The sequence below is a fragment of the Neobacillus cucumis genome, assembly GCF_016908975.1.
GTDB classification, from domain to species: Bacteria; Bacillota; Bacilli; order Bacillales; family Cytobacillaceae; genus Neobacillus; species Neobacillus cucumis.
Map to the genome: position 1 here is coordinate 143,080 of NZ_JAFBEX010000013.1, position 13,001 is coordinate 156,080.

The 13,001-nt window shown below is 40.5% G+C and carries 7 protein-coding genes and 1 pseudogene; 7 read left to right on the forward strand and 1 reads right to left on the reverse strand.

Annotation, left to right across the window (positions count from 1 at the left end; genetic code table 11):
* The first annotated feature begins 13 nt into the window (after positions 1-13).
* From JOC76_RS18300 to JOC76_RS18330, 7 genes and pseudogenes are all read left to right on the forward strand, one after another.
* Positions 14-1,138, forward strand: a complete 1,125-nt coding sequence (locus JOC76_RS18300; RefSeq protein WP_205179943.1) for a glycoside hydrolase family 88 protein — start codon at positions 14-16, stop codon at positions 1,136-1,138.
* A gap of 104 nt (positions 1,139-1,242) precedes the next feature.
* Positions 1,243-4,290: pseudogene (gene lacZ / locus JOC76_RS18305) on the forward strand (beta-galactosidase, LacZ type).
* 149 nt (positions 4,291-4,439) lie between these two features.
* A complete protein-coding gene (ganA, locus tag JOC76_RS18310) occupies positions 4,440-6,503 on the forward strand; it encodes a beta-galactosidase GanA (RefSeq protein ID WP_239557806.1) in 2,064 nt (687 codons plus the stop codon).
* A 255-nt stretch (positions 6,504-6,758) separates the two neighbouring features.
* Positions 6,759-7,922 carry a galactokinase gene (locus JOC76_RS18315; RefSeq protein WP_205179944.1) on the forward strand — a complete coding sequence of 388 codons (1,164 nt, stop codon included), beginning with the start codon at positions 6,759-6,761 and terminating at the stop codon, positions 7,920-7,922.
* 67 nt (positions 7,923-7,989) lie between these two features.
* On the forward strand, positions 7,990-9,471 hold the full coding sequence (gene galT, locus JOC76_RS18320; RefSeq protein ID WP_205179945.1) for a UDP-glucose--hexose-1-phosphate uridylyltransferase: 1,482 nt from the start codon (positions 7,990-7,992) through the stop codon (positions 9,469-9,471).
* Positions 9,472-9,500: 29 nt separating this feature from the next.
* Positions 9,501-10,559, forward strand: a complete 1,059-nt coding sequence (locus JOC76_RS18325) for an aldose epimerase family protein (protein WP_205180022.1) — start codon at positions 9,501-9,503, stop codon at positions 10,557-10,559.
* Positions 10,560-10,561: 2 nt separating this feature from the next.
* On the forward strand, positions 10,562-11,554 hold the full coding sequence (locus JOC76_RS18330) for a LacI family DNA-binding transcriptional regulator (protein ID WP_205179946.1): 993 nt from the start codon (positions 10,562-10,564) through the stop codon (positions 11,552-11,554).
* 99 nt (positions 11,555-11,653) lie between these two features.
* Here JOC76_RS18330 and JOC76_RS18335 read toward each other — a convergent pair whose 3' ends face one another.
* Entirely contained in the window at positions 11,654-12,982 is a 1,329-nt protein-coding gene (locus JOC76_RS18335) for a prolyl oligopeptidase family serine peptidase (RefSeq protein WP_205179947.1), read from the reverse strand.
* Positions 12,983-13,001: the final 19 nt, after the last annotated feature.

Here is a 13,001-nt window from a genome sequence, read left to right on the forward strand (position 1 = left end):
AAGGGTGAAGAAGATGACAGAACAACTGAACTGGGTAAATGACGCATGGAAGCAAGTTACTCAAAAAATCAATCGAACGAGCAAAAGAATCGGGGCGAATTTCCCTCATGCAAGTGAGAACGGGGAGTATATTCTCGAGGAACCGCAATGGTGGACTGCTGGTTTTTGGCCAGGTTTACTGTGGCAGGTATATCGGGATACGAAAGATGAAACATTAAAAGAATTGGCTGTAGAGTGTGAAGAAAAGCTGGACGCTGTCCAACACCAATACTACCGGCTAGATCATGATATGGGTTTTATGTGGACCTTAACGAGTGTTGCCCATTATAAGCTCTTGGGCAATCAGGAATCCAAACGTCGTGCACTTCTAGCAGCAAATCTCCTAATGGGACGATTTAATGTAAATGGAAACTATATTAGAGCTTGGAATCCTTGGACTGCGGGTGAAGACAATAGCGGCATAGCCATAATTGATTGCATGATGAATCTGCCGCTTCTTTATTGGGCTTCTGAAGAAACAGGTGATCCAAGATTCAAAGGTACAGCTAGAAGACATGCCGATATGGTACTAGAAAATTTTATTCGGAGTGATGGTAGTGTTCATCATATTGTCCGTTTTGATCCTGAAAGCGGGAGTAGAATAGAAGCGTTGGGAGGGCAAGGCCATAGCCCGAATTCAGCATGGTCTAGAGGAACAGCTTGGGCGATTTATGGTCTGACATTAAGCTTTCATTATACAGGCGAAGCAAAATATTTGGAAGCAGCCAAAAAGGTGGCTCATTTCTTTATTTCTCATCTTTCGAAGGATTTTGTGCCAGATTGGGATTTCCGTTTGCCTGCTGATATCGATGCTCCAAAGGATTCTTCTGCTGGTGCTATTGCGGCATGTGGTCTTCTGCTCTTGGCTGATAAAGTAATAGCCGAGGAATCACCTGTTTATCAAAGAGCTGGTGAAAAAATCCTTGAATCATTATATAAAAATTATGGTGATTGGACAGGAAATGAGGAAGGATTAGTCCTACATGGAACAAGTCACTTTCCTGAAAGAAAATACATGGATAACCCATTGATATACGGAGATTACTATTTTGTTGAAGGTCTTGCAAGATTAAATGGATATAAGGAGCTATTTTGGTAGAAAAATTCCAATGATTCTTCCATTCTGAAAAAATCTGATTGAAGTTAAGGAAAGTTTATGAAATAGTGGAGGAGAAAATAGTAAATAGGAAGGTGAAATAAAAAATGACAACGATTTCAAACGTAACAAAGGCTGTCCCAACCTTGGACTGGCTATCCGATGTAAATGTATTTGCTGTTAATCGTATTCCAGCACATTCGGACCACTATTACTATGAAACAGTGGCGGAGGCACAGCGCTTTGCTCCAAGAAAAATGCGCCATGACTTAAATGGAAGCTGGAAGTTTAGCTACAATGTAAATCCGCAAAACCGACCTGCAGAATTTTATAAATTAGATTTCAATTGTACTGGCTGGGGAGATATCTCCGTACCTGGGCATATTCAGCTCCAGGGTTATGGGAAACCACAATATGTTAATACAATGTACCCATGGGACGGTCACAATGAAATTCGACCGCCAGAGCTCCCGACCGATCACAATCCAGTGGGAAGCTATGTAAAATATTTTAATCTGCCAGACAATATGCATAACAAGCCGGTCTATATTTCTTTTTAAGGTGTGGAGTCTGCTTTTTATGTGTGGCTGAACGGAGAATTTGTCGGCTACAGTGAAGATTCCTTTACACCTGCAGAGTTTGAGCTTACCCCGTATTTAGTTGAGGGAGAGAATAAGCTTGCGGTTGAGGTTTACCAGCGAAGTACGGGAAGCTGGCTGGAAGACCAGGATTTTTGGAGGTTTTCAGGGATTTTCCGTGATGTTTACCTCTATACGGTCCCGGAAATTCATGTTTCCGATTTACATGTCCAGCCGGAACTCGATGCAACTTTTACAAAAGGCAACCTCCATGCCAATCTTAAACTTCAAGGTCATATTTCTGCAAAAATTACAGCAGAATTACTCGATACCCATGGTAATCTTGTGGCAGCGGCTAATGGGACACAAATCGAAGATAAGTGGTCAATTACTTTGCCGGTTGAAAACCCTGAGTTATGGAGCGCGGAGACCCCGTACTTGTACAAACTCATGATTCAAGTTTATAACGAGTCTGATAGTTTGGTAGAGGTTGTTCCTCAGAAAGTTGGCTTTAGAAGATTTGAGCTTGTCAATAAAATTATGCGCCTCAACGGGAAGAGAGTGGTATTTAAAGGCGTAAACCGTCATGAGTTTAATCCACGCAGCGGTCGTGCAATAACAAAAGAGGACATGCTTTGGGATATTAAAACCCTAAAGTGCCATAACATTAACGCGATAAGGACGTCCCATTATCCCAACCAGACCTATTGGTACGAACTATGCGATGAATATGGAATCTATGTGATCGATGAAATGAATCTGGAAACTCATGGATCATGGCAAAAGCTGGGCGAAGTCGAGCCGTCCTGGAACATTCCGGGCAATAAGCTAGAATGGCAGGATATTGTTATGGACCGGGCAATCTCAATGGTCGAACGGGATAAGAATCACCCGTCCATCTTGATTTGGTCCTGCGGGAATGAATCATATGCGGGTGAAGTAATCCTCAATGTCAGCAACTATTTCCGCAAGGCAGATCCAAGCCGGCTTGTGCATTATGAGGGGGTTACCCGTAATCGTACCTATAATGATACGAGTGATATGGAAAGCCGCATGTACGCCAAGCCTGATGAAATTGAAAAATATTTAACCGAAAACCCTGAAAAACCATACATCAGCTGTGAATACATACACGCGATGGGAAATTCACTTGGCGGCATGTACAAATATACGGACTTAGAGCAAAAGTATCCAATGTATCAAGGCGGATTTATATGGGATTATATTGATCAATCTATTTATAAGAAAGATCGTTACGGGAACGAATACCTTGCCTACGGCGGTGATTTTGATGACCGTCCAACGGATTACGGCTTCTGTACAAACGGAATCGTCTATGCTAACCGAGAACTTTCGCCAAAGATGCAGGAAGTAAAATTTTTATATCAAAACTTCAAGTTAGAACCGGACCAAAATGGAGTATTGGTTAAGAATGAGAGCTTGTTCACTAATACAGAAGACTATGTGTTGGAATATTCCATTTCCTTTGAAGGGAAAGAATTGTACCAGACCACTCTCATTGCTGCAGTTGAACCACAGAGCGTGAAACGTTTTGAATTTACTGGGCCTCTGGATATTGATTCTACACCTGGTGAGTATTCGATTCAAACCTCATTAAAGCTGAAGAAAAGTACGCTTTGGGCAGAAGCTGGATTTGAGATTGCGTTTGGACAATATGTGTATGCAAAGGGCAGGAAAGTGTTGCCCCCAGTAAATGGTGAGCTGCGAGTGGCACACGGTGATGTTAATATTGGCGTACATGGGAGAGATTTTACGGTCATGTTCTCTAAGGCTCAAGGAAGTCTGGTATCCCTAAATTTTGCAGGGAAAGAAATGATAGCCCTTCCACCAGCACCTTTATTCTGGAGAGCGACGACAGACAATGACCGAGGCTTTTCGCAAAGTTTTGATTCGGGAATATGGTATGCGGCGAGCCTAGCAAGGAAATGTGTCCATATGGAAGTGGAAGAGAACAAGAGACAGGTTAGCGTTGCTTTTACTTATAAATTCTCGATTCATGACCAGATTGAGGTAAAAACGACTTATACGGTTAGTCCAGATGGAAGTGTCCGTGTGAAGTCAGTATACAAAGGTGCAGCGAATTTGCCGCAAATTCCGATTTTTGCCCTATCCTTTAAGGTGCCAGCCGATTATCAGCAATTGGAATGGTATGCAATGGGACCTGAAGAAAATTACGTAGACCGTGCTAAGGGGGCAAGGCTTGGAACTTTTAAGAATACAGTGGCTGATAATGTATCGGGCTATGTAATGCCGCAAGAATCAGGAAACCGGACTGGTATCCGCCGATTGGATGTTACTAACGATAATGGTCAGGGAATCAGGATTTCGTCTGTTTCCGCCCCGGTTGAATGTAATGTTTCTCCGTATACAGCCTTTGAACTTGAGCATGCAAACCATGTTTATGAGCTGCCAAAAGTTCATTATTCTGTTGTAACCGTAGCAGGGAAGCAGATGGGGGTTGGCGGTGATGACAGCTGGGGAGCACCAGTTCATAAAGAACACTTAGTTCCGGCTGATCAAGACATGGAATTTGAATTTAAGATTGAGAGGATCTAATTGTAAGAAAGAGGCTGACCACGCAGTCATGTATACCAATTGCCATTGCCTTCCTACTATTGCAGAAGCACCTTGCTTAAAGTTTAACAGCTGGTGGAACAAAGATTGATTGAATAGTTAGTATGAACTAATGGTAGAAGGAGATTAAAATGACTAAACATGAAAAGATATATACTACTAAAGCCAACTTCATGCTTCACGGGGGAGATTATAATCCGGACCAATGGCTGGATCGACCGGATATATTAGCAGATGATATTAAATTAATGAAGCTTGCACATACGAATACCTTTTCAGTTGGAATCTTTGCTTGGGCAGCATTGGAGCCGGAAGAAGGAGTTTACAACTTCGAATGGTTAGATGAGATTTTTAACAATATTTATGGGATTGGCGGACGTGTTATTTTAGCTACTCCGAGCGGGGCGCGCCCTGCTTGGATGTCACAAAAATATCCAGAAGTATTGCGCGTGAATGGAGCTCGAGTAAAACAGCTGCATGGTGGAAGACATAATCATTGTTTTACTTCAGAAGTTTACCGTGAAAAAACGCAGAAGATTAATCGATTGTTAGCAGAACGCTACGGTAATCACCCTGCGTTGTTAATGTGGCATATTTCCAATGAATATGGCGGCGAATGTCACTGTGAAAAATGTCAGCATGCCTTTAGAAACTGGCTGAAAGAAAAATACAATAATGATCTAAAATCGTTAAATGATGCATGGTGGGGACCGTTTTGGAGCCACACCTTCACTGACTTGTCACAGATTGAATCGCCATCGCCAATCGGAGAAAGTATGGTTCACGGATTAAATCTAGATTGGAGAAGGTTTGTTACCGATCAAACCATCTCATTCTTCGAAAATGAGGTTGTTCCTATTAGGGAATTGACCCCAAATATTCCGATTACGACTAACTTTATGGCAGACACGCATGAGCTTATTCCATTCCAGGCACTTGATTATAGTAAGTTTGCTAAACATCTCGATGTCATTAGCTGGGATGCTTACCCGGCATGGCATAATGACTGGGAAAGTAACGCTGATTTAGCCATGAGGGTTGGTTTTATTGATGACTTATACCGCAGTCTCAAACAACAGCCATTTTTATTAATGGAATCAACTCCAAGTGCTGTCAACTGGCATAATGTCAATAAAGCTAAACGTCCAGGAATGCACCTACTTGCTTCCATGCAAATGGTTGCCCACGGATCTGATAGCGTAATGTATTTCCAATGGCGGAAATCACGCGGCTCTTCTGAAAAATTCCATGGGGCAGTTGTTGATCATGATAATAGTTCAGAAAACCGTGTGTTTAAAGAGGTTGCGAAGGTTGGTCAAACATTAGAAAAGCTGAATGATATTGTTGGAACAAATCGTCCATCAGATGTCGCTATTCTTTATGATTGGGAAAGCAACTGGGCATTAAATGATGCTCAAGGGTTTGGACTGGAGACCAAGCGTTATCCACAGACACTCGTTGACCATTACCGCACCTTCTGGGAAGAAGATATTTCTGTTGATGTCATTACAAAAGAACAAGATTTTAATTCTTATAAACTATTAATTGTTCCGATGCTTTATTTAGTAAGCGAAGAAACGATTGCGCGTTTGAAATCATTTGTTGCAAACGGCGGAACGTTAGTGATGACTTATATTAGCGGACTGGTAAATGAAAACGATTTAACTTATTTGGGCGGATGGCACAAAGATTTGCAAGAAATTTTCGGAATGAAACCAGTAGAAACAGACACTTACTATCCAAAGGATCGAAATTTTGTTAGTTATCGTAATCAATCCTTCGAGCTGAAAGATTATGCAACGGTCCTTGAACTAGATACCGCTAAAGCAGAAGGAGAATACGAGGAAGACTATTATGCAAATACTCCTGCGGTAACAAGCCATCACTATGGAAAAGGAAAAACCTATTATATTGGCGGCCGCTTGGAGGATTCTTTCCATCGGGAATTTTACCAAGAATTAATCAATGACTTATCGCTGCAGCCAGCTGCTTTAGTAAAACATAATAAGGGTGTATCTGTACAGGTTAGACAAGCCCCTGAACATGATTATATTTTTGTTATGAATTTTACTGAAGAAAAGCAGCCAATTGTTATTGAAGAACAGGTGAAAAATTTAGTTACTGGTAAACAGCTTACAGGCGATTTAACATTAGAAAAATATGAGGTTAGCATCCTTGAAAAAACAAGGAATTGAATGATAGTGTGGGAGTAATGCTCCTACTCTTAAGTAGCAGTACTTACAATGGTGGAAGTACAGGATATGCTGCTATGACAAAAATAAAAGTCGCATGAAAGAATTAGTTCATGCGTCTTTTTTTTGATCTTAATTTTTAGTAATATTTTAGTAAAAATATTGATTATTTTTACTTTGGAAAGTAAAATAGAGGTAAAGAATCAGATTAATGCTAAAGATTGATGAAAAGGATTTCATGGATGGAGGAACGATAAAATGACCGTTACAGCACTTAGTAACATATTTGTAGAAATTTTTAAAACAGCAGCTGATAAATCTTTCTTTGCTCCAGGGCGGATTAATTTAATTGGGGAACATACCGACTATAACGGCGGACATGTTTTTCCTTGTGCAATTACGTACGGTACTTATGCGGTTGCCAAGAAGCGTGAAGACAGACTCGTTCGTTTGTATTCAGTTAACTTTCCGGAAAAAGGAGTTATTGAGTTTAGCCTAGATCAACTAGATTACAACAAAGAACACAATTGGGCCAATTATCCAAAAGGGATGATTCGCTACATTATGGAGGCTGGATATCAAATCCCAAGTGGATTTGAGTGTGTCATTGAAGGGAATATCCCAAACGGTGCAGGACTATCCTCTTCCGCTTCAATTGAATTATTAACAGGGGTTTTAATAGAAGGGCTGTTTGCTTTAGAAATTCCGCGTATTGATCTAATTAAAATAGGTAAGCAGGTTGAAAATCAGTTTATCGGGGTTAATAGCGGAATTATGGACCAATTTGCAATTGGGATGGGTAAGAAGGATGCAGGTATATTACTAGATTGCCAGACATTGAAATATGAGTATGCTCCTATTCAGTTAGAAAATCATAAGATTATCATTATGAATACTAACAAGCGCCGCGAGTTAGCAGACTCTAAATACAATGAGCGCAGAGGTGAATGTGAAGAAGCATTATCACAGCTGCAGCAAAAACTACCAATCGAAGCACTAGGACAGCTTTCAGAAGTTGAATTTGATGAAAATCAGCATCTCATTACAAATGAAACGGTACGGAAACGGGCAAAACATGCAGTGTATGAAAATATTCGAACATTACGGGCACTCGAGGAGCTCAAGGCTGGAAATTTAGAAACCTTTGGGCAATTAGTTAACCAATCACACATTTCTTTACGAGACGATTATGAAGTAACAGGGATTGAGCTTGACAGTTTAGTAGAAGCAGCATGGAAACAGCCAGGTGTTCTTGGAGCACGGATGACAGGAGCAGGATTTGGCGGGTGTGCAATTGCGATTGTTGAAAATGATAAGGTTGAAAGTTTCATTAGCAATGTAGGAGCGGAATATGCAGCGAAAATTGGATATGAAGCTGATTTTTATGTAGCAAGTATTGGTGAAGGGGCAAAGGAATTATAGTAATCACTAGTACAGGACTAGTGTATGTATGAACCAAATGGTATTTAAAAATAGGTGGCGATTAAATATGATCTTTCAACTTGTCCAACAATTAGTTCAACAAGCGCTTGCCACTCAGTTAATGGAGCGGGAAGATGAAGTATATTCAAGGAATCAAGTGCTCGCACTGTTACAATTAGATGAGTTTAAGGATGTTGAAATCGAGGGGGAAATCCAGGAAATCCCTGATCTCCTCGAGCAGATTGTAGATTATGCAGTTGAGCAAGGTATCATCGAAGATATTTTTGATGTAAAAGATATTTTTTCTAGTAAAATTATGGATTGCTTTATCTCACGACCTTCTAGTGTGAACAATCAATTTTACGAAAAATATCAACAAAGTCCTGAACAGGCAACTGAGTACTTTTATGATTTAAGTAAAAACAGCAACTATATCCAAATGAAACGGATTCGGCAAAATATTGAGTTCAAAGCAGCTACCGAGTTCGGGGAATTAGATATTACGATTAATTTATCGAAGCCGGAAAAAGATCCAAAGAGTATTGAACTTGAGAAGCTTGCTAAAAAGTCAAGTTACCCTAAATGTCTACTTTGTGTAGAGAATGAGGGATATGCCGGTCGTATTGGTCACCCTGCCCGTTCAAATCATCGAATGATTAGAATGAATTTAACAAATGAGAATTGGTATTTACAATATTCTCCGTATGTTTATTATAACGAGCACTGCATTGTGTTATCGGAATCACATACGGACATGAAGATCAGTCCAATGACGTTTAAAAGACTCTTGGCATTTGTTGAGCAATTTCCGCACTATTTCTTAGGTTCTAATGCAGATATTCCGATTGTTGGCGGCTCAATCTTATCCCATGAGCATTATCAAGGCGGGAATTATCAATTTGCCATGGCAAAGGCTGGGGCGGACTGGACTTTTACCATGAATAGCTTTCCAAATGTGGAATGCTCGATTGTTAAATGGCCAATGTCAGTAATTCGCTTACGCTCTAGAGAGGCTAGTTTATTGGTGGACGCTGGGGCACATATTTTTGAAAAGTGGAAAACTTACAGTGATGATAAACTTGATATTTTGGCTTGGACAGGGGAGACTCCTCATAACACGGTTACCCCGATTGCCCGTCGAAATGGTGATTTGTTCGAACTAGACTTGGTTCTCCGCAATAATCGGACGAATAATGAACATCCACTGGGTATTTTCCATCCACATTCGGATGTCCATCATATTAAGAAGGAGAACATTGGTCTTATTGAAGTAATGGGATTAGCGGTACTGCCTGCGCGACTAAAAGGAGAACTTGAAGAGGTGGAAAAATTCCTGCTTGGTAAAACGAATGCTGTTGCAGACTATCATACCGATTGGGCTAATAAGTTGAAAGCCCGTTATGGAGCTATTGCTAACGAATCTAATGTAGAAATGCTGGTACGAGAAGAAGTAGGTAAAAAGTTTTTACGTGTACTAGAGGATGCTGGTGTATTTAACCGGAATGAAGAGGGGTTAACAGGATTTTCTAGATTTGTTGATGTTCTATAAGATGAACTATTTAAGAGGATGTGAGTTTGTTGAAGATAGTTAGTAAAGTGTTCGGGAGTTATGAGGGGGCAACGGTGTTAGAGTATTCTCTTATCAACCATACAGGAATGAGCGTTTCTTGCCTTAATTACGGCTGCGTCATTACGGAAATCAATGTCCCTGATCGGCATGGAAAGGTTGAAAATGTCGTACTGGGTTTTAATCAGTTTGAAGATTACCTTGATTTGTCTCCGTACTTCGGTGCAGTAGTAGGAAGAGTCGCCGGAAGAATAAAAGATGCCCGGTTTGAAATTGGAGGGAAGGAATATCTGCTTGCTGCCAATGAAGATCCTAACCATTTGCATGGAGGGGGAAAGGGCTTTAATTCAGTTATTTGGAAATCAGAGGTAATAGAGGGAAACGAGGCAGTTGGGGTGAAGTTTTCCTATCTTAGCCCAGATGGTGATGAAGGCTATCCAGGTAATTTAGACATCCATGTGACCTACCTCTTGAATAACAAAAATGAACTGTCTATTACTTATGAGGGAGACACGGACCAACCAACCATTATCAATTTAACGAATCATTCTTATTTTAATCTAAGCGGGAATATAAAAAGGGACGTTTCGAACCATATCCTTCAGTTAAATAATGATCGTTTTTTAGAATTAGGTCATGATTTAATCCCAACAGGTCAAATTCTTTCTGCTAAAAACACCACATTTGATTTTCAACATGGACGAAGGTTATTAACAGGAATCAAATCGGAACATCCACAAAATGTACTGGTGGGGAATGGTTATGATCATCCACTCATTTTTACCGAGGGTGATGAACATAAGATTTTTCTAAGTGATGAAGAAAGCGGTCGGACATTATTGGTTACGACAGATCAACCATGCGTGGTACTCTATACATCTAATCAATTAGAAGGACCGTATTCTATATCAGGAGTTAAGGCTAGAAATTATTTAGGTGTCTGTCTTGAAACTCAAGGGTACCCTGATGCTGTAAATCAGCCTAACTTTCCATCTGTTATTTTAAATCCGGAGGAAGTATACTATTCAAAGACGATTTACCGTTTTTTTTCTAATATAATAGGGGATTGATAATGGCTACTATCAAAGATATTGCACAATTAGCAGGTGTTTCGATCGCGACTGTATCAAGGGTGCTAAATTATGATACCACGCTTTCTGTTAGTGATGAAACGAAGAAAAAAATTTTTGAGGCGGCAGAGGAGCTTTCTTATAAGAAGAAACCAGCTCGGAAACAGGATTCCGGAAGCATTGCCGTTCTTCAGTGGTATACGGAAAAGGAAGAACTTGAAGATTTATACTATATGTCGATTCGGCTTGGTGTGGAGAATCGCTGCCGTAATAAGGGCCTTCAGCTTGTGAAGTATTTTCATGACAACTATGAAGAGTTGAGAGAAAATGATGAGATCCAAGGCTTAATTGCCGTTGGCAAGTTTAGCGGTAAGCAAGTAAAGGAACTGCGGACCTTTACAAAGAATATTGTATTTGTTGATACCTCTCCGGATGAAGAGCAATTTGATTCGGTTGTGATTGATTTCGAAAAGGCCACGAAAAAGGTATTAGATCATCTGATAGCTAAGGGGCATGAACAGATTGGCTATATCGGCGGCAAAGAGGAATATAAAGATAAAACATCCGCAATTGCGGATGCAAGAGAAGAAACCGTTAAACGTTATTTAACGGAAAAGGGAATTTATGAGAAGCGTTTTATGTATAATGGCAAGTTTTCTGCGGATGATGGTCATGTTTTGATGAAACAGGCGATTCAAGAGCATGGTGAAAACTTACCGACGGCTTTTTTTGCGGGGAATGACTCTATCGCTGTCGGGGCCTTAAGGGCGTTACTCGAAGAAGGAATCGCCGTGCCGGAGAGGGTTAACATCATTGGCGTCAATGATATCAGCATCTCGAAATATGTTTTCCCAACCTTGAGCACGGTTAAAGTTTATACCGAGTTGATGGGTGAAACGGCGGTTGATACCCTAATGGAACGAATCGAAGGTCGAAAGACCGCCAAAAAAATCGTCATCGCCACCAAACTCATCGTTCGCAACAGCAGCTTTTAATCTAAATGTAGAGAAATGCATAAAAGGCGGGATTGTCCATCTGCGATGGACAATCCCGCCTTTTTGTCTTTGAATGGTGCCTATCACCATTTTTACTATTTACTTAGTATTTGGGTTGGTTTGAGCTGCTAGCCATTCCATGATGTGAGTTGTTTTTCCGTTGATGGTGTTTGTTGGCGCATTATTGTATACGTAAATCCATGACCAGTGTCCATTATATTCATATGGTGTGCCATCCGCGTTCTTATATAAACCGGATGTATCGACCACTTTATCAAATAATGATTTATGGACATTTTTTGCTCCAGCATCGACTAAGCGTTGATACGTAGGTTCAATATAATCAGTTGTCTTAACAACTGGGTCTGTTTTAGCGGCAATGAACCACATTGGGAGATCCTTCATTTTTTGAATTTGCTCATTTGTAATTAACGAATCCTTTAAGGCTTCACATGTTGGGAAGGCAGCGGCAAAGTAATTAGTATAATCGCGTGCCATCAGCATGGTCATATATCCCCCGTTAGAGTCACCGCCAATGTAAATTCTGCTGGTATCCACGTCCTTGTGATTAGCAACATATTCCTTAATTAAAGACATTAAAGCATTCTCATACTTGGAGGTTCCATCTCCGAATCCTTTCAAACCGTCCATCCAGAAAGTTGGAGTCTGAGGTGCGAGAACGTAGGCTCCGTCAAATTTTGATTGAATATCCTTTGAAGCAAAATTGGCAGCTTTGTTGGCTGAGATTGGAATCGTTGGATCTGTGCCGCCTTCACCGGCGCCATGGAGCCAGATAATTAATGGGTTTTTATGATTGTCCGTTTTTGGACTGAAATCGGCGTACGTTAAGCTAACATTGTCATAAGTTCCTTTTCCTGTGGAAAAATCATCTACTAGCTCTCTAGTTTCTCCAGCAAATTGATCAACAACTAATCCTGAAATTGTTCCTGCACTAGTTTCAATATCTTTTTGCTGTGTGATGGTATAGTTCATATCAACCCAATCATTAAAGCCAGTAGTCGCCCAATCATAGTTGAGTGGTGAACCTAGGGATACATCAGGACCAATTTTCATTTCTAAGACAACATATTTACCTGTTTGGACAGCAGGATTGCCGTCTTTGTCGGCTACGTATGCTTTAGTGATGGTGCGGTCTCCTTCCTCTAGGAAAGGTTTGCTTAACCGTTTATCGCTTCTAGCCACATGGACTTTGAAGGTATCGGTTGTTACAGAATTCTTTGGTATTGGTTTCCCAACATTAACAATTACTTTCGTTGTTGCTGCACCCCAATCTTCAATCTCTGTCACAGTTTGATAGGATGTTGACTGTGTATTGATTTGCTTCGCAAAAACATTTGTATTGAGTGATAAAGTCATAGCTGCAGCCATTGTGGCCAACATGGCCTTTTTCTTCATTTTTTTAAGCATTTCCTTTACCTCCATTATG